Annotated in this window: 17 protein-coding genes and 1 tRNA gene; 2 read left to right on the top strand and 16 right to left on the bottom strand. The window is 34.7% G+C overall.

The features are described from left to right. Positions 1 to 7: 7 nt before the first annotated feature. The 16 genes from F8154_RS04255 to F8154_RS04335 all read right to left on the bottom strand — a co-directional run bounded on the left by F8154_RS04255 (position 8) and on the right by F8154_RS04335 (position 16,982). Entirely contained in the window at positions 8 to 457 is a 450-nt protein-coding gene (locus F8154_RS04255; RefSeq protein ID WP_151860355.1) for a hypothetical protein, read from the bottom strand. A gap of 19 nt (positions 458 to 476) precedes the next feature. Continuing rightward, positions 477 to 1,433, bottom strand: a complete 957-nt coding sequence (locus F8154_RS04260) for a relaxase/mobilization nuclease domain-containing protein (protein ID WP_151860356.1) — start codon at positions 1,431 to 1,433, stop codon at positions 477 to 479. A 5-nt stretch (positions 1,434 to 1,438) separates the two neighbouring features. Beyond that, positions 1,439 to 1,795 carry a hypothetical protein gene (locus tag F8154_RS04265; protein WP_151860357.1) on the bottom strand — a complete coding sequence of 119 codons (357 nt, stop codon included), beginning with the start codon at positions 1,793 to 1,795 and terminating at the stop codon, positions 1,439 to 1,441. A gap of 6 nt (positions 1,796 to 1,801) precedes the next feature. Further along, positions 1,802 to 2,110: a MobC family plasmid mobilization relaxosome protein gene (locus F8154_RS15655; protein ID WP_151860398.1), complete on the bottom strand. Its 309-nt coding sequence runs from the start codon at positions 2,108 to 2,110 to the stop codon at positions 1,802 to 1,804. Positions 2,111 to 2,152: 42 nt separating this feature from the next. Further along, the gene (locus F8154_RS04275) at positions 2,153 to 2,437 is read right to left on the bottom strand and encodes a hypothetical protein (RefSeq protein ID WP_151860358.1); all 285 of its coding nucleotides are present in this window, start codon (positions 2,435 to 2,437) and stop codon (positions 2,153 to 2,155) included. 85 nt (positions 2,438 to 2,522) lie between these two features. Continuing rightward, entirely contained in the window at positions 2,523 to 3,761 is a 1,239-nt protein-coding gene (locus F8154_RS04280) for a hypothetical protein (RefSeq protein ID WP_151860359.1), read from the bottom strand. Positions 3,762 to 3,910: 149 nt separating this feature from the next. Beyond that, complete coding sequence (locus F8154_RS04285; RefSeq protein ID WP_151860360.1) at positions 3,911 to 5,089, bottom strand: PIN domain-containing protein; 1,179 nt, start codon at positions 5,087 to 5,089, stop codon at positions 3,911 to 3,913. A gap of 24 nt (positions 5,090 to 5,113) precedes the next feature. Then, a tRNA-OTHER gene (locus F8154_RS04290) sits at positions 5,114 to 5,241 on the bottom strand. A 177-nt stretch (positions 5,242 to 5,418) separates the two neighbouring features. Continuing rightward, positions 5,419 to 5,832, bottom strand: coding sequence for a DUF6075 family protein (locus F8154_RS04295; RefSeq protein ID WP_151860361.1), 414 nt, complete (start codon positions 5,830 to 5,832; stop codon positions 5,419 to 5,421). 13 nt (positions 5,833 to 5,845) lie between these two features. Further along, complete coding sequence (locus F8154_RS04300; RefSeq protein WP_151860362.1) at positions 5,846 to 6,808, bottom strand: DUF3991 and toprim domain-containing protein; 963 nt, start codon at positions 6,806 to 6,808, stop codon at positions 5,846 to 5,848. 3 nt (positions 6,809 to 6,811) lie between these two features. After that, positions 6,812 to 7,072, bottom strand: a complete 261-nt coding sequence (locus F8154_RS04305; RefSeq protein ID WP_151860363.1) for a hypothetical protein — start codon at positions 7,070 to 7,072, stop codon at positions 6,812 to 6,814. Positions 7,073 to 7,084: 12 nt separating this feature from the next. Then, a complete protein-coding gene (locus F8154_RS04310) occupies positions 7,085 to 7,792 on the bottom strand; it encodes a JAB domain-containing protein (protein ID WP_151860364.1) in 708 nt (235 codons plus the stop codon). Position 7,793: 1 nt separating this feature from the next. Continuing rightward, entirely contained in the window at positions 7,794 to 8,042 is a 249-nt protein-coding gene (locus F8154_RS04315; RefSeq protein ID WP_151860365.1) for a hypothetical protein, read from the bottom strand. Between the two features lie 43 nt (positions 8,043 to 8,085). Continuing rightward, positions 8,086 to 15,192, bottom strand: a complete 7,107-nt coding sequence (locus tag F8154_RS04320; RefSeq protein WP_243141159.1) for a DUF6908 domain-containing protein — start codon at positions 15,190 to 15,192, stop codon at positions 8,086 to 8,088. After that, positions 15,185 to 16,207, bottom strand: a complete 1,023-nt coding sequence (locus tag F8154_RS04330; protein ID WP_243141160.1) for a ParB N-terminal domain-containing protein — start codon at positions 16,205 to 16,207, stop codon at positions 15,185 to 15,187. The genes F8154_RS04320 and F8154_RS04330 overlap by 8 nt, the downstream gene beginning before the upstream one ends. Further along, the gene (locus tag F8154_RS04335; protein ID WP_151860368.1) at positions 16,200 to 16,982 is read right to left on the bottom strand and encodes a ParA family protein; all 783 of its coding nucleotides are present in this window, start codon (positions 16,980 to 16,982) and stop codon (positions 16,200 to 16,202) included. The genes F8154_RS04330 and F8154_RS04335 overlap by 8 nt, the downstream gene beginning before the upstream one ends. A 168-nt stretch (positions 16,983 to 17,150) precedes the next feature. On the opposite strand from F8154_RS04335, the gene F8154_RS04340 reads away from it, so the two are divergent. Together F8154_RS04340 and F8154_RS04345 are read left to right on the top strand one after the other, a co-directional pair. Then, positions 17,151 to 17,366 carry a helix-turn-helix domain-containing protein gene (locus tag F8154_RS04340; protein WP_151860369.1) on the top strand — a complete coding sequence of 72 codons (216 nt, stop codon included), beginning with the start codon at positions 17,151 to 17,153 and terminating at the stop codon, positions 17,364 to 17,366. Between the two features lie 27 nt (positions 17,367 to 17,393). After that, positions 17,394 to 18,470 carry a hypothetical protein gene (locus F8154_RS04345; RefSeq protein ID WP_151860370.1) on the top strand — a complete coding sequence of 359 codons (1,077 nt, stop codon included), beginning with the start codon at positions 17,394 to 17,396 and terminating at the stop codon, positions 18,468 to 18,470. Positions 18,471 to 18,475: the final 5 nt, after the last annotated feature.

Below are 18,475 nucleotides of genomic sequence, written 5' to 3' on the forward strand. Positions count from 1 at the left end.
GATTACCTCACAGTTCTATCCCATCATCTGAAACCCTTTCAAGATCTTCTAGTTTATCATGTCGAAGAATCTCTGGAACAATCAATTCTATTTTTTCAAGAATAGACCCAATGGCTTTTTCATCCTTATAATTTAAGTTGCCATTAAGACCCACATAATTCACTAGGCTTGAATGGATTAATTTTAAGTCTGTTTCTCCAAACATCCGATTAGCATTAATAAGCCCTGCTCGTTTAGCAAAATCTTCATTTGCAGCTTCAAGACCTGTAAAATAATGCCCCAATGTAACAGAGCTACCATCATAGGTATATGACCAAGTCACAAATTCAAAACCTTCTTGCATTTTTCCCATAGCTAGAACGTATCCATTATGTTCTAGAATTTTACGATATCCCTCTCTTAATCCATCTGCCTGCAATGGTTTTAATTGATTATAGAGTTCCATTAATTTTGTCATTCAATCGTCCACCTTTCTTTTACATACTGTTTTCACTTTCTTTGTCCCAGTTGAGCCCTTTGCCTTTCTTTGATTCTTCAATTTTTTCTTTTAATGCTTCCCCTTCTAGTGTTGATAATGGATAGTTCTTACCGGTCTCTAATGGATCATCCATTTTGACAAGTTGTACTGCCGATAAAAGCATTTCCATTTTATTTCGAGAAAGCTTAGCATCCATCCTCTGGCTATTTAATTCAAAAGCTTTCAACAGTGCTTCCTTCGTAAAATGCTCTGGCGGATAGAGCTTTCTATTTCTGCATTTTTTGCCCTCCCCATTTGTAAAAGTAATATATTTTCTAGTATCTCTCCAATCTACTTGATATCCCAATGTTTTCATATTGGCTATAAAATCTTCTTTGCTTCTGGCAATCCATTTAACTTTTTTCACAGCTAAATAGAGTTCATACTTCCAACTATGACCTTTTTCTTTAGAACGGTATTCGCCCCGATTGACATGGTTGCCTGATTTGCCTTGAGTAATAATTAATCCATATTTTTTGCAAATTTCATCAGAATAGTCTTTCATCATTTGAAGTTGTTCTGCACTTTGTTTCCACTTCATGCCTGTTTCCTTATTAACAGTGTTTACAACAAAATGGGTGTGAAGATGATCTCTATCTGTATGAACTGCATAGGCAATTTGAAAACCTTTAAACTGCTCCATCTGTACAAGCTCATCGGCAATTTGCTTAACCATTTCAGGTGTCACTTTATCGTAGGGTGCAAAGCTCTGAGTAAAATGAATATATTGCCTACCATTTAGTTTGCTATATTCAGCTTTTGTCATGTAGTACTCGTTATAAGCTTTGTCAGCAACACAGTTATAACCTCCTATAAGACCGACTTCTGTTTTTGCAGGATTCATGATGTATTTTAGAACTCTTTCAAGGGCAGATAACGTGCTATTTTTTCCGTTAATGAATTCAATAACAGCCATAAGCACTATATCTCATCTAAGTCATAATCCGATTCATTGGCTAAATCCTTTAAGTCTTCAAGCATATTTTTACTAAAATCAGATTTGACCCCTACTGCATCATATAGATCTGATAATGCTTTAATCATCTTATCTGGATTCTCATTAAAAAGTCTTGATTGCCTGATGTCTTGAGATAGAAGAAAGTCTTGACCTTTAGCGTACTGTCCCTTAATTACAACATCTACTGCATAAGAACCCTCAGTAATACCTATGGTTGTATACTTCCCATCTGTCGGCAATTGATTAAAATAATCGGCTGCTTCCTGGAGATTGTCTTTCCACTCACAGCCATTCCCATAACGATAAATATGATATTTCACTTGTTATCACCTCTTCCCTTTCACTAATTTGCATAACTCATCCCACAAACCGGTAAATGCCTCTGTGACCTTCGTTAGATTAACTTCCTTAATTTTTCCTTGATGAGCTAATACGGTCAACTGGTTTAAGTTGTTGCCAATTTTAGATAATTGATGATTCATTTCTTTAATGTCATCAAAAAAAATAATCTCCTTGTCCAGTGCGGACAAGGAGACGTATTTACTAATTGAAAGCTTAGATTTTTCGGCTTTCCTTTTTATTTTGTTGTATTCGGCTTCTGTGACTCGAAAACCGATAAATTTTGTTTTGTTGATGGTTTCACCTTCTTTCTAAGTTTGAGATATACTACATTTTAATTAAGTTAACACTGATTCTAACAAATCAATTTCCTCTTCATCAAATTTGCAGTTTTTCTTGATTGCTGATTGTTCACGTTTTAAATCAGCATATAAACTTGAATCACCGTTTATAATACTTTGTGATACATTTAAAAACATTTTGATTTCATCATAATCATATCCATTATTATAACAAAATCCCACAAGATAATTGTTTTCTTCAAACCATCTTAATTTTGCAATCACACCTAAAATTTGTCCCCATCGAGGATATCCTGCAATTTTCATATAGATATTATTCATCATATTACTCCTTTCAAATTGTTGGTTTACCTATGAAAAGAATAACACTTCTTATGACACATTCTCTAATGAAAGATACGCTTTGCTATTTTTCATCAGCAAAAACTGAGGAATTGTATAATACCTTTTTTTCATTCAAAGTTAATTCTCTGTTGCGATATTTATTTATTCTATCAATCTCATCTTGGCTTACATTGCCTCTACCTAACTGAAGAAACTGATTAAGTAAATCCCACATATCGTGTTTGATAATATCTTCAATAAATTTTTTTGTACCAACTGTATCTTTTTCATCTAAATACGGCGCTACATTGTAAACTTTAGATAATTTTTCAATCGCATCCATGATTAAGGATTCATATGGATCTGATTTATCAAATAAACGAACCATTTTATCCATTAACTCATTATGTCTTTTCACATCGTAAAGATGCTTATCTATGTTAGACATTTTTTGAGCCACCTCAGAACCGTCTAAATAATTTATATTGTATATTTGAGAAGCAACGTACGCAGCCGGATCAGAAAGAAAATAATCATCTTCCTCAAAATCAATCTTTTCTCCTCTAACTCGAAAGACTAATAATGTAATTAGATATTCTTCAAGGCTTTTTGCTTGAAATAACTTCTTATATAGATCACCGTTAAGCTTTTCATTATCTGCAATCTCTTTCACTTCATGCCCATAAACTAATTTTGACGAAAACATCATACTTTGCTCTTTAGAGATCCACTTTCTAATTCTTGAAATCTCATAAATAGAATGTTCCATAAACTGATATCTTATCATAGGATCTGAATGAAATATTTCGCGTATTAATAATGTCAACTCATTATTAAATCTTTTTGTTAATTCATTTTCTAATGAAACATTTACATAAAGTAGCGATTTTTTAACTATCGCTGTATCCTTATCAAATAGGTAACTTTCTATATTTTTTAGAATATTCTTATACGACTTAGTTCGGTAGTCGACCTTGCGATCATTTTGTCTAGTGTCAAAGTAATCGCTATCAAACAAACATAATAAATAACCCTGTATTGTAGGAGAAATTCTATATGATTTACCAAACTTAAAATCATCTCTACAAAGTTTACCTTCAGTAAGTTCGCATATTCTTCCAATATAATTAATAAGCGTTCTATAACTAACCGGCTTATTTTCTCCATTTTCATCTACATTATTGCCATACTTATTTAAATAACAGGCTAATTGATTTAAGTCTAAATCAGTTTTCCCAATCAAATCTTTTATCTCATCAGGATTTAATTCAAGTTTATCATTCTGATATAACTTACCTGAATAATCTGTTTCTTTTGACATAAATTTCTCCTTTTACATTCAATTTAATGAGGGTTTGGGATACATCCCAACATTCAAGCATACTTTGTTAAACAAAGTGGAAGCTTGCCCTCATGAAAGCAGAGCTTTCTTATTCGGTCTTTGGGGTATTGAAAAAGAAGCATTATCAACTAATGTCGATAGTATTCTTCCAGAGCCTCCATTCTTTCTGCTTCGGCATCAGCTCTAGGATCATTTTCAATAAACTCTCTATTGGTTCGAGTCAACTGGTTTAATTCCAGATCATATGCAATTTCTTCAATTGCGAATTCTATGTCATCAGCAATTGATGTTACAGAAAAATTAATGATGCTTTCGAATTCAACAGAATGCTCTTCACAAACCTCGCCACGTCCTACATATAAATATTCTTTTTCTTCTGAGTCCCAAGCTGAATTTGAATAATCATCATAAGAGCAAAATACGCTAATATCCGCTTTACATTCAATTGTTATTGTAACGTTACCCTCATTAACATCGTCAACTGAACTAAATCTTACTTGCATATTTGATATTAAATCAACAAATGCCTCATCATAATCATTTCCCTCACAAACGCCTTTCCTGTCACAATCTTGACCATCGATTTCAAAGTTTCCATCTGTTATTTTTTCTTTCAATATCCCTATAATATGGTTCAGATTATGACTATTGGATAAATGCGCTTTGATCGCTTCATAGATATTCTTCTCGTCTTGTTTATTTATCATATCAAAAAGCTCATTCAGTTTTTCCACACAACTAAACCCTTGAATTCCTTCAAACGCTTTTCTGAAGCCTTTATCACCACTGATTATCCAAACCGGTTTATCTACTGAAAACTCATTTTTTATCTTTGCTATCATAATCGCGTCAGGAAATTCATTTTTCTTCTTTTCATTATTTTCAAATGGTGGTCTGAATTGAAAATAATCATCCATAATTTGATTAATCTCTACGCCAGCACTATCTAATATAGTAAACTGTAAATCCTTTATATATTCCTCAAACTTATCTACTGCCAATTCTTCAAAACCAATGTTTTCTGGTATTTGATAACATTGAGCAAATGATGTTTCTTTGAAAATACTTGGGGATATAAGCTTTCTCATTTCTTTTATCTGCTTATTTAAAAGCTCATATGATCTAGTCACATTGTTGCTAATGTGTCTTTTTGCTTCTCCCATAACAATGTTGCTCGTATACAGGCTCACTTTATTATTACCTGCAAATTTTTTTAATATCTGTAGCGGACTTTTCTCTTCCATATGATATTTACATTCATCGAAAACATTTGTATCAATAAAAACTGAAATTGGATAACTCAGCATCTTATACATCTCCATTCTCATATTTGGCGGAGCAGGGAGGAATCGAACCTCCCGTGTACTCTAACATATTAATATCAGATAAAATCCTAAACTACTTCTTCTACCCTCATGATATTAGTTGCATTGACCATCTGCTCCAGAAGTACAGCTCCTGCCATCACGCCTACATAAAACATAACAATTTTCATAAAATCAGCTCCTTTTTCTACATTCATTTCGATATTCAGAGTCATGGTTTTACTAATCATCATTAAATAGACAGTAGTAATCATTGGATTGAATCCTAAACATGTTCTATTCATCATCCATATTATACCATGTATAGTGAGTCATATAAATTCAATTTCCATATCTTCATCCATTTCCCCACAAGTTTGATTTTCAATATCCCCATTAAAACGCATATCAATTCCACCTTTGGCAACTAAGAAATTCTTTCGATCCAGATTACAAAACAAATCTCTTAGCGATGTGTACTTATCTTCATAACCATTAAAAAGATTGAAGGCAAGTCTTACTAAGGCCTTACTACTAGAACACAAATCCACTTGACCATTTGTTAAAATATCAGGATTAATTTCATGATTCTTAAAGTCATAGATGTGTCGAAACTTTGTAAATAAATCTTCGTTCCCTCCAATGATATAAAAAAGCGCCATCCTCTCTACATCACTTGGATGAGTTCTGTCTTTTAGAATCATGTTTTGAAAATTATAAGCATGATCTTCATTTATAAAATACATTATCTTCCTCCTTTCAAAGCTCCATTTCTTCTTCTATATCTCTTTCCGTTTCATAACTTACTTCGGGCTCTCTTACTTGGTTTTGCTGGAGATTACTTTTTATGGTTAATAGATCTTCATTAAAATCCTTACCTGTTGGACTATGTCTTAAAAGCTTGTAATTTTCATGATACTTCTCATTAAACTGCTGGCAAGCAAAATGCCCTGCTTCGTCATTGTCGAGGCAGAGCATAATTCTATTCATCTCTGGATGTAGTTTCAAATAATAATCTAATGCTCGATCAGCTACACCTCCAAGTGAAATCATATGATGTTCAAAAGATTCAATTCCATGATATTGAAGCAAAGTTAAATAGCTCATTAGATCAATGGGCGATTCAAAGACACATACCGTTGTGCTGCTTCCCTCATAAGAAAAGGGAAATGCCTTATCAGAGTTTTTTACATCTCCCCGATAGGAATTCCCCCTAGTATTGGTACTGCGTACACTGGCGTATTTGGCTTCATGATTATCATCATAGCCTACAAAGACACAGCTCCTATGAGTATTTTCATATAGCTTGTCTTGGCTGATAAAATCATAAACAACATCTTTATCAATGCCTCTTGATTGTATGAGATAGGCAATGACATGTTTATAGGTATCATTTTTATCTGGTAATACAAAGGGTCCTTTTACCTCATCAATTGATTTAGGTCTTGATGTAAAATCACTTTTTTCTGTACCCAGAAGTGTATAGACTGCATCCACCCAATTCTTACCTTCCATTTCCATAACAAATTGAATAGGACCGCCACCTGCATCTTTAGAAAACCAGTTCCATTTAGCACCCGTTGCATCGATATAAAGTCCGCCATAATCTTTGACTTTATAGGAATTGCCCACTTTCTTGAGATTTAGACCTAACTGCTCCGCATATGCAATCAGGTTAATATTGTTGGCTTCATTTATTTCTGCTTCAGTAAATCGTTTCAAAGCTTAACACCCCTCATCCATATCACCAAAATTCATTGTTTCAATATCTCCGTCAAATGTTTTAATCACACGTTTTAATACATCAATTTTTTCATGTTCTTCTATGGCAAGTTCAAGTTGTTTATGGTGAAGTAAAAAAGCTTTAATGCCCTGGTCCATAATATAGCTTTTAATCACTTCCTTTGTTTCACCTGTTACACCAAGTATCCATGTAATGGTTTCAGCGTTATTTTCTCGTATTTGTTCTGTTCTATTTTGATTCATCAATAATTCCTCCTAAAGTTCGATTTCTTCATCCACTGAAGTATATTCAACCTGATTTTCTTCAGCTGCTGATAATTTTATAGGTTCATAATTTGCAACATCCATTCTGTCGTTTGGTAATACGCCATTTTCAGCCATAGAGCTAAAGCTATAACCACCCACAATAATATGATCTAATACTTTAATATCTAAAGGTCTAAAGATATCGACAATCCGTTGTGTTAAAGCAATATCTTCACTAGAAGCTTTTAAACTTCCCCCAGGATGATTGTGCGATAGCATGATGCTACTGCAATCATTTGCAAGAGCCATTTTTAGAATCTCTCTTGGGTATACAACGGCCATATTGGTAGTTCCTTGTGATACTGTTCTAAGCTCTATGATGCTGTTGCTGTTGTCTAAAAAGGCAACCAAGAATCTTTCCTTATCTTTAACACCTCCAAGTAGAGATGCAAAGTATTTCCCTGAATCATTAGGCGATTTAAAGGTTATTTTTTCGTTCTCCTGATCCAGCTTCAGAACATTGTAAGAAGCGATGAATTCATTTAGCTTATTTATTTTTTCAAGTTGCTTGTCACTGGGTTCAACAACACCAGGATGTTCTAAGATATTAAAAGGGTTGTTTTCTTTTGCATAATTTTTTAATTTACTCATTGGAATACCGGTCAATTTATTTAAGCTTTGAAAAAAGCTATCTGAGTATTTTGCTTTCGTTGCCATATTACTGCCCTCCTTCCAATGCTTCTAATGATTTTGCTTTAACTTCAATCACTTCTTTAAGTGCCTTGATTCTGTCTTTTTCAACTTCTTCAACATCCAAAGCATCAATACTTGTAAAGAATGTCTGTATGCCTAATTTATCTACCGCTTTTGTCACTTTCTTTTCTGAGCTTTCCGAAAGCTCCAACACCTCACACATCAACTCAATGACGTTTTCTTGTTTGATATTTTGAATTATTTGTCTAGTCATTAAATTCAACTCCTTCCATTTAAAAAGCAGGGGTTGCCCCCTGCTAAACTGTCATTTCTTCGTCATCTTCAACGATTACTTCTTCATTAAAATCTTCTTCACTCACTGTCATACCATCATCACCTTTATCCATGTCCAGTTCAGCATTCAGCTCGAATTGCCGCTTTAGCTTCAGTGCTAACTCTTCCTCATACATAAATGGTTTCTCCCACTCTTCCTTGGACTGGGTCATGTTTCTTTCATACTCATCAATCTGACTTTCTGTTTTTTCAATGCGCTTTTCAAGCCCTTCCAAAAGGTTTTCAAGCCTAACCATATTACCGTGGGGACTATCTCCGAATTCAACTTCATACTTTTGCTCTGCATGAAGGATCATCCTATGCTGACCAAAGAAATTGTTCTTTTGGATTAAGAAATCAAAGCCATTAAATGTACCCACATGAGCTTCTTTATCTGGTTCAATCCTTGATAGTAACACTTGAAGATAAGTTCCAGCTTTTTCCCTTTCATCAAAGAATTTGCCATCAATATTGATTTGAAACTCTTCTGTCTTATTCATATCTCGTCTACTGATGTCCTTAATCAATCCTTCAAGTCGTTTTTTTGCCTGTTGAATCAGTTTAGGATATTTGTAGGTGAAATTATCCTCCATAGCATACCTTCTGCTGTTATATTCAGATTTTAGTAGACTTAAACGACTAACTTCATTATCAATATCCATCTTTTCTTTAATCAAAGGGTTACCTGTTGCCAAAGCTTTAACTTCTGCAAAAGATAGTACTGTTTCATCAATGTCCTCAGCATTTCTTGCAACAGATTTGCTTGTCATAATTTGACTGATGAAGCGCTGTTTATTCTCAACAATTTGCCACAAATAACTGTCAAATGTTGATTTTGTCACGTATTTATAAATGTTTACAGCTTCATTTTGATTACCTTGTCTTAAGATTCTTCCTTCTCGCTGCTCCAGATCACTTGGTCTCCATGGGCAGTCTAAATGATGAAGGGCAATTAATCGGTCTTGAATATTAGTTCCAGTACCCATCTTGGCAGTTGAACCAAGGATAATTCTTTTATTACCACTTCGCATATCTGCAAATAGCGTTTCTCTTTGTGCTTCACTATTGGCATCATGTATAAAGCAAACCTCTTTTTCTGGAATACCTCTCTTGATCAATTCCTCCTTGATATAAGGGTATACAGAAAAACGCCCATCAGTATTAGGCGTTCCTACATCACAAAATATGATTTGTGTTCCTTTAAAAGCATCACTCTCCTGATATTCTTCAAACACTTTATCAATACACTGATTGACTTTACTATACGGTTCATTAGGTGCTTCATCATAAAGAAGCCTCGGATCAAGTCCTAGAAGTCTTGCTTCGTTGGTTATTTTAAGCATGTTATCAATCCTTGGATCAACCATACCATTTCGAATATCACTTGCCCTTTCAACAAAGCTTTCCATAATCTCTTTTGTGAAATCACTGGACTCAGCTGAAATCAACTTATGCTTATTACCTTTTAACTTTGGAATAGGTAATTTAAGCATATCGGCTGTTTTTACATCTGCCATGTTTTTAAAAATCGTCATGAGCTCTGGCAAATTCGAGAACTTTGCAAATCTGCTTTTATAGCGATAGCCCGTTCCTTCAGGTGCTAATTCAAGACTTGAAACAACTTCTCCAAACTGTGCTGCCCATGCATCAAAGTGATGGATACCTCTTGCTTCAAGCTCCTTATTTTGAATATACCTTTGCATCACATACATTTCGGACATACTGTTACTGATGGGGGTTCCCGTGGCAAAGATTACCCCACGACCATGATTGATTTCTTGGATATACTGGGTTTTCATGAGCATATCCATGGATTTCTTACTTCTCGTATTTGAGATTCCTGCAACATTTCTTATCTTTGAAAACACAGCACAATTCTTAAAATAGTGGGCTTCGTCTACATAGACACAATCAATTCCAAGTTCTTCAAAGTTAATGACATCATCTTTAGGGCTATCATGAAGTCGTTTAATTTCAGCTGTTAATGATAGCTTAAGTTTTTCCATCTGCTTGATACTCCAATTTTCACCATTACTCTTTTTTGCTTCAGCAATAGCAGCAGAGATATCATTGATCTGCCTATGAATCATTTCCTCCTGACGTTCTTTCGATACAGGAATTTTCTCGAACTGGGAGTGGCCCATAATAACAGCATCATAAGCACCAGTAGCAATACGACTAACGAAACGTCTACGATTTGATTTTTGAAAATCCTTCTTTGTGGTGACTAGAATATTAGCCGATGGATAAAGCCTTAAGAACTCACTGCCGATATGCTGTGTTAAATGATTTGGTACAACAAGCACTGCTTTATTAAACAGTCCCAGTCTCTTTTGTTCCATACAGCTAGCAACCATTTCAAAAGTCTTACCTGCACCTACTGAATGAGCTAGAAGTGTACTGCCACCATATATAATTCTTGCAATGGCAGCTGTTTGATGTTCTCTTAATTTAATATCTGGATTCATGCCTGGGAACTTTAAGTAACTGCCATCATATTCTCTCAGGCGGATATTGTTATAGTGCTGATTATAATAATTCACATACTTTTTACGTCTTTCTGGATCTTTAAATAGCCATTCTTTAAAGGCTTGTTTTAGCAGCGATTGTTTTTCTCTTGCTAGCATGGTCTCTTTTTTGTTGATGACATATTTTACTGTGTCACCATCTTCAATGCGATCCTTCACCGTAGAATTTCTAAGGTTTAAGCTGTCTTCAATGATGTAGTAAGCATTCATTCTAGATGTACCATAGGTTTCTTTGGCTGAAACTGAATAGCCATCTAATCCTTTATTCTCAACACCAAAGCTTGCATTATAATTGTTGTAGTGCACTTTGATTTCATTTCTTCCACCGGTATTGTGATAATATCTTGGCGTTTTTAAGGTCTCATAGATGAACTGCTCATAATCTGTTGATTCGATCCATGTTGTACCTAACCTTACATCAATATCACTAGCCTCAAGATCTATGGGTTGTACTTTTTCTAGGGCCGGGACATTCTTTGAGAAGAGTTCCGGATTCATATCCGCAAAGACTTTGGCAAATTTAAGCTTTTGTCTTACATCACCAGAGAGGTATTCATCAGCCGTTTCCCAACCTCTCAAAGCATCATTTTCATCATACTTTTCAGGGTTCAAATAAATGTTGTGTTCAAGTTCCTTAATGATGACTTCTGCTTCTTCATCATAAAGCTCAGCCATAAATGGAATATCCACAATACCTTTTTCATTTAAGGATGCTGTTAATGCTTCAAATGCAGAATCTACATCCGTTATGGATTCATATGGCTTAATGGTTCTTTTGGTAAACATATCTGCCTTTGTGACATGATGATCTTCATCCTCCACTTCTAGAGAACACAAAAGTGGATAATCATTGTCATCACGAAAGGCACTGGCATTGGGTCTTGAAGTAATATAATCATAGTCTTTAACAAATGCATCATAGATTTGATTTAACTGGTCTTGAGCCTTTTCAAGTGATTCTTTCGTGCAGCCTTCGGTTTGAAGCGTAATGATTTCTCTTGTTATGTCCCGAACTGCCATCATGCCTTGAATTCGTTCAAGGGTTTTACCGGTATAATCCATTCGTCTCATAATAGAATTTTCACGGTAATAAAGTTTGTCATCAATAAAGGCATAACAGTAGTTCTTGTACTTAGGATCAGCAGGTATGTCATTGCTGTCCTCTTTTTTTTCCTGCTCGTAGTAACCAATTTCAGCTTCAAGATGAGACACAGCTTCTGATAGCGCTTCTTCTAGATTAAAGTTACTGTCTGTATTTACACACGTGGTATAACGACTGTCTCTACCAAACATCCTTTCATCAAATATCATTTCACCAAGCATCATATGGGGATGGTCAATGAAGTACTGATTGACGGGGACCCCATTTTCATTTTCTGATATTGATAGCCAAGTTGGTATTTCCACCGACCGACGCTCTCTCTTTTTAAGAAAAAGAATATCTGCTGTTACATCGGTATTGGCATTTTCCTTAAATGCTGTATTGGGTAATCGTATTGCACCTATAAGCTCTGCTCTTTCAGCAATATATTTTCTGACAGCTTGATCTTTTTTGTCCATGGTTCCCTTACTGGTAACAAAGGCGATGATACCACCAGGACGTACTTTATCTAGTGTTTTAGCAAAGAAATAATCATGGATCATAAAGCTATGCTTATCATAAAGTCTGTCATATACTTTGTAATTCCCAAAAGGTACATTGCCAATAGCTACATCAAAAAAGTTATCTTCAAACTGTGTTTCTTCATAGCCTTTAATTTGAATCTGTGCATTCTGATAGAGCTGTCTTGCAATACGTCCGGATACATCATCCAGTTCAACACCAAAGAGTTTTGACTTGTTCATAGAGTCAGAAAGGTGGGAAAAGAAATTACCAACGCCTAAAGAAGGTTCCAAGATGTTCCCCTTTTTAAAACCAAACTGATCAAGTGCCTGATAAATGCTTTGAATAACGACAGAAGATGTATAGTGGGCATTAGGTGTTGACGCTTTTGCACTATCGTATTCTTCTTGCGACAAGAGCTTCTTTAATTCAGCATACTCATTACTCCAGCCACTTGCCCCTATATCAAAAGCCCCAGGCATACCACCCCAACCTACATACCTGGCTAAAATGGATTGTTCTTTATCTGTTGCCATTCGATTTTCTGCCTCAATAACTTTTAACGTTTTAATGGCTTCAACATTGGCTCTGAATTTTGTTTTTAATCCACCAATACCAATCTCATCTTCAGGTGAAAATTGATAATTGATTTTTGTAGATTGTTCCTCCTTTTTCTTTTCATCTTTAACTGGACCAATGGATACAATGCCCCACTTTTCTTCTTCAGTCAGTGGTTTCATATCAGGCAGAAAATCTAAAACAAAATCAACACTTTCTTTTCTGAAAATTGGATAACCCGTTTGCCCTGCAAAAGTTAAATCCATAAGAGATACAACATTGTTGCCATAGTCAATGGATTCAATCTGAAATTTCCTTCCCTCAATATCCACTTCCATACCTACTTCTAAAGGATATTCATGGAGATCCTCATCTTCTAAGTCCAATAAATCATCTGTTTCTGAAGATGCTTCAATAATGATTTCATGACCGTTATCATCAAATGTTGTTTCTACGTTTGACTCGTCTATATCTTCTGAATAATAAGCCTTATAAACAATGTGACCTTGCCTAGCAATATTCGATAACCAATCATTGAGAAAATCATTTAACTCATCTTCTAAATCAGGATTAATTAATTCATCACCCTGATACGCTTCATGATAGATTGCCATATTATCTTGCTGAAAGGTGGCTGCTGTTAATGTTTTTTGCTTTTGATTGACTATGAGTTCCATATCCGGATCACTCATTAAATCTCCATTTTGCTCGTAATAATGGGATAGAGATATTCTATTCTCATATAGCTTTTCAATGACAAGGTCCATAAAGCCAGGTGCTTTTAGCTTCATATAGCTATAACGTCCATTTAAGATACCTGGGGCAATCTTCATTAGCTTTTTATAATTCTCATGCCTAGTGTCATTTTCAGCGTAACCTAAGTCAAATAATGTTGGTTGATACACTGTCTTTCTTGTTGGTGGATTATCATTTTTATAACGTGGTTCAAAATATCTACCGCTATCAATTAAGGCATCAATACCGGTAGCAACTTTAGCCCAAGACAAATAAATTTTTTTATCGGTTTTATAAAGATCAATGGTAATCCCTTTACTGTCGTGATTTTCAAAACCGCTTAGATCATCAGAGAATGTAACAGAGCTACCGCCAGTTCCATATTCATTTTTTAGAAAGTCTGCTTTTTCTTTTGCAGTATGTTCTTCTGAGAAGAAATCTACAATCCGCTGTTTCCCACCTTCAAAGCCAGAACCTCTTAGTAGTACCTTTTCAATAAGTTCATCATCTGTTAGTTCCATTAAAAAAGAGCTACGCTCTGGCAGCTCTAAATCTTTTGCTATCTCTCCTTGAAGATGATTTCCTGAAGAGCGATCTCCTCCGCTCTCGTTCTGATCATCTCTCTGTGACGATAAGTCTGATAAGTGTTGGTCGGGTCCTGAATGGGTTCTTTTTGCAGCATCTGGCCTTGAAGTTTCTCCATCCTCTCCCACGCTTCCTCGTTCACTTGATGCATCAGTGGAAGCAGCGTCCCTTCGGTCACTAGATAATTGTACCGATTGATGTGTTCCTCTTTCAGATAATTCAACGCCATCTGCCCGTACTTCCCTAGCGGCTTCTTGTCGTAGCTTTCCTCCCTCGATACTTGAATCTGAGGATGATAAATCCCTTGTACTTCCTGATAACTGAGTTCCATTGGTTTCATTAACATTCACGCTCCTTTTTTCTTCTTTGATGTTCTTAATTTCTCTTTCAATTTCTCTTAAAATTTGCTCTGAAATGGTACTTGTCAGATAGCCTAATCTTAGAGTTAATGCTTTTGAATCAAAATCAATTAATGTACTAAATGGGTTTGAATTACTTAGCTTAGGCTCTTCAATACCTGAGCGAATGGCTGTCATGTATTCTACACTATCCATTAGAGACTGCATAAACTGCCTTGTAACACCTTCAATGGGCAGTCCCGATAATTTGGTCTTAGCCATTTCTTTTTCAAGGCCTTGTTGGATATCTAAGGCATATGCAAGGACCGATTCATGGATCTGCCTTGCAATCCATTCGGACAGAGTATTTGCTTTAAGATTTTCTAATAGTTGTGATTCTAATTCTTCATTTAGTTGCCACACTGTTGGAATAGTATGTGGCTGACCATGGGTATCTTCAATATCAAACAGGTATTTTAGTTTTAAATAAGCACTTTGATCATCAAAGACTGCAATACTCTTAGCGCCCCTGTTAATCCATCTGCCGATACGACGGTTCCAAATTTCCATATCAGCAACTAATGTAGCTTCAGGTCTTTGGGCATATATGAGGACAGCGTTATTAAAACTGTGCTTATAGATTCTTGCATGAAAGGTTAGAAAGTCTTTCCAGGCCTGCTCATCTTGCATGATTTCTTTCAAGATGTAGTCATAAATTTCCTCGACTTCTGTCAGTCTACTCAATCATCTCCTCCCCCTCCTCAATGTCATGTGATTGGTTTTTCATCTGGCTAAAGTAAAAATCAAGAGCCTTTTCAATTGTTTTTTCAATAGCCTTCTTATCTTCATTTGGATTAAAATACTTTGAAATGATTGTTGGTTCAAGCTTAAATGGTTTCACTTTACCAGTGCTTTTGAGCATATCACCACTGATAATCTTTTGGGCTGTATTCCAATTAAGATTGCCTTCTTTCTCATGTTTCCTTAAAAGAGCAGCTTTTTTCATATCCACTTTAAAGGTATTTTCAGAAATAATGGCTTCCACCATCTCTTGATTTTCCTGTGATAGATAGGAAAGATCAACTCCTGCTCGCATAGCAATTTTACCTTCATCGACTAAGTCTTTTAATGGAGCACTTAATTCGTTAATACGTAAGTATCTTGATATATTTCTTGGAGAAATACCGTATTCTTCACCAATATTTTGATCAGACCTTAACTTTTCGCCCATTGGGCGAAAAGTTGAATCAGCTGACAAATCAGGAGCTTTCGATAGCTTTTCAATTTCATCTAGCAGATCATTTCTTACACCTTGTTTCTTCATGGCTGTATGTCTAGTAGCAATAACCGTGGCTCTTTCTGAGTAAGCTAAATCTGAAAAAGATCGTTGCATTAAATTTGTTTCAGTGACTATGAGTGTTGCTTCTTCTTCTGTAAGTCCTTCTTTAATAACTGTTGGAACTTCAGTTAATCCAGCTTCTTTAGCCGCATTAACTCTGTTATGGCCAGATAATATTTCATACTTATCATCCACTTTTCTTACTACAATAGGAACAATCACACCGTAGTTTTTAATGCTCTCCACCATGTCATTAAACCGGTCCCCTTCATAAAGCTTGAATGGGTGATTTCTAAAAGGAATAAGATCATCCAGCTTTAAAGAGGTTGTGCCATCTTGTTTTTCAGATGGCACTTCACTGTGATCTTCACCAAATATTGAGGCAAAGGTTTCAACTTTTTTCATTTTTGTTTTATCCATTACTAATCAACTCCTTTACTAGTTCCTGATACGCAATAGCAGCTTTATTTGTTGGCATATAATCCACAATACATTTACTTTGAAGATTGGCTTCACCTACTTTTACTGACTTAGGTATCCTAATATCAAACACTTTGATATGTTCACCATAAGCTTCATCCACCATTTCTATCATGTTCTTTGATAGATTGGTTCTTTCATCAAACATGGTTAGCAGAATACCTTCAAAAGTAATGCTTGGATTAATTCTGCGCTTTATCTTCATAATTGTTTGAAGTAATAACTCCAAACCTTTTACAGATAGGTACTCAGGTGTTGCCGGAATCAATACGCTGTCACATGCAGCCAAAACGTTCAATGTCATCAAACCTAATGATGGGGCTGAATCCATAATGATGTAGTCATAATCTGATCTAAGCTGTTCTGTGATTGTTTTTAGAACATATTCCCGACTCATTGTACTGACCAAGTTCATTTCAATAGCTGACATTTCAATACTACTTGGAATAACATCCACGCCATCCCTATTTAGTATGTAGCTCTCTTTAGACGGAAGATCATCTTCATTCATAACAGCCATCATCAGATGGTACAGTGTCGTATCCAAAGTTTCAGGTTTTACAATGCCAAAGCAATCAGTCATAGAAGCTTGGTTATCCGTATCGATTGCCAGTACCTTGTAACCCTCCTTTGCTAAGATCGTTGCTAAGTTCCTGCAAGTTGTGCTTTTTGCTACCCCACCTTTTTGAGATGCTACAGCTATAATTTTACTCATTATTTTTATGCTCCTTCCTTGTATTCACTTTATAATGTGATAATACACTTTTAAATTAATCGCATCAAGGTATCGCTTATTTTGAATTACTTTTATGAAATCATTCGATGATTCAATTGCAGATATTCACTAATAGGTGTATTATTTAACTTAGGTAGGTGATAATTAATGAAATTAACGATGGGTGAAAAGATCCGTATTTTACTTAAAAGAAAGAACGTAACGATAATAGAGCTTAGCAAAAGACTCGGTACCACAAATCAAAACATGGCAAATAAATTCAAAAGAGATAACTTCTCTATGAATGAATTAGAAGCAATTGCTGAAGCTTTGGATTGTGAGTTTGAAGGGTATTTTGTTGATAAGGATGGGGATAAAATATAGCAAAATATATTATTAAGGACGGTGTATATGAGTTTACTAGACGAATTTTATCAAAATGAATCTTCTACAAATAAGGAAACAATATGGGTATTTCTAATCTCATTAATAATTGGAGTTGTTTTTCTAGCTCTTTTTCTAATAAATATTGATAAACATACCTTACTAAGTAAGATAGGATCAATCTACATTATTGCAATGTTCTTTGTTTTAAGTTTTTTTACAATATCAATGTATTGGTTTACTAGAAAGAGCAATCACAATTTTCTGAAACCCATAAAGTACATTTTTGTTCTAATCTCATTATTTCTAATAGCAATAATTTTTTTACCCATGACTTTATTAGGATTAATATCAAATATCACTAAATTTGAAAACTTACCACAAAACTTATCGTTCTATTTGCTTTCTATTTCCATTACTTTAGGATTGAATTTTCTAATTTTTCCAGTAATACTTTCTGGAATATATGATATAGGTAATCATGTGTTTAATATTTATACACTCACAATAATTGCAACGTATTTTATCGATTTGATACTTATAAAGCTGTTCGCATTCATTAGGTATAAGTATCAACAAAGAAGGGACAAAAAAAGTCCTCGTTTATATAAAATAGAAAAATTCTATTCTGAGACAAAAAAAGAACTGTACGTATTAAACTATGCCCTAATCTTCTTTACAAGCTTATTGTTATATGTGATTAAAAGACCTATCTCACTGCCTGAAGAAGTGTTTAATACTCTCAATGAAGGTATAATCTATGCTTTCGCACTATTTATCACATATGATACTTTAAAAGACAAATGGAAAGATAATCTTAGTAAGAAAAGATTTAATGAAGAACTTGTTTTCAATGTAATTTCTGATGACTTAAAAATTGTTTTAATTCAATTAAATAACGCTAAGTATACTCACAATTTCAATTCAAGAGTCGTTTTTACATACCCACTTACTAAAATTGACTTTCTATTAGCTAGATATTCTAAAAATAAGTTGTGTTCTGAAGTTTTGGAAGAGATAATTATTATTGGTACTAATTTTTTGGATTTTAATGAAGTTGTAATGAGATGCGAAAAGATTATGCTTAAAATTAATGCACTTTAATAATC

The sequence above is a fragment of the Alkaliphilus pronyensis genome, assembly GCF_009017275.1.
GTDB classification, from domain to species: domain Bacteria; phylum Bacillota; class Clostridia; order Peptostreptococcales; family Natronincolaceae; genus Alkaliphilus_C; species Alkaliphilus_C pronyensis.